General features: G+C 66.8%; 1 protein-coding gene. It reads right to left on the bottom strand.

Going from position 1 to position 232, the window contains the following annotated elements:
- A partial coding sequence (locus P6709_RS20395; RefSeq protein WP_278242693.1) for an aminopeptidase P family N-terminal domain-containing protein occupies positions 1 to 232 on the bottom strand: 232 nt, incomplete at both ends.

Here is a 232-nt window from a genome sequence, read left to right as displayed (position 1 = left end):
TCATCCTCCTGCCACACGCGCACATCCGCCGCGACCACCAGCGTCTGGCGGACCGAGGGTTCCTCGAAGAACGGCGTGACGATGCACGGCTCGCCCTCGACCGGCAGAATCGCAGCGGTCAGCCGCTCGCTGCGAAACCACGTCACGCCGGTGAAATAGACCAGGCTCGATCCCGATTCGATCAGCACCGCCCCAATGCCCTGCGCCTTCATCAGCGCCTGCGCGCGGGCAA

It is taken from the genome of Jeotgalibacillus sp. ET6 (assembly GCF_029667115.1).
Lineage (GTDB): Bacteria > Bacillota > Bacilli > Bacillales > Jeotgalibacillaceae > Jeotgalibacillus.
The sequence above is the reverse complement of the archived record's forward strand: the minus strand, read 5'-3'. Positions and strand labels throughout refer to the sequence as shown.